Here is a 288-nt window from a genome sequence, read left to right as displayed (position 1 = left end):
GGGTCTGTTGCACGGATGGGTGACAACCGAGATCGCTTGCCCAGGGTGGGCGGGCTGGAAGGATGTCACCATGGCAAGCCCTATCCCAAGGAGTTGTGCGACGACGTTGTGCGGGTAGCCCGCAACCGCGAAGACGGGGTGACGATCGAGCAGATCGCCGCTGATTTCGGAGTGCATCCGATGACGCTGTGGAAGTGGCTACGCCAGGCCGACATCGACGACGGGGCCACACCGGGTAAGACGACCGGGGAATCGGCCGAGCTGCGGGAGCTGCGTCACCGGAATCGG

Annotated in this window: 1 protein-coding gene; it reads left to right on the top strand. The window is 64.6% G+C overall.

Annotation, left to right across the window (positions count from 1 at the left end; all coding sequences use genetic code 11):
• Positions 1–45: 45 nt before the first annotated feature.
• The coding region (locus tag FQ389_RS17595) for a transposase (RefSeq protein ID WP_260860875.1) at positions 46–288 on the top strand (243 nt) is incomplete at its 3' end.

Source organism: Mycobacterium tilburgii (genome assembly GCF_902168065.1).
In the GTDB taxonomy this organism is placed as follows: Bacteria; Actinomycetota; Actinomycetes; order Mycobacteriales; family Mycobacteriaceae; genus Mycobacterium; species Mycobacterium tilburgii.
The sequence above is the reverse complement of the archived record's forward strand: the minus strand, read 5'-3'. Positions and strand labels throughout refer to the sequence as shown.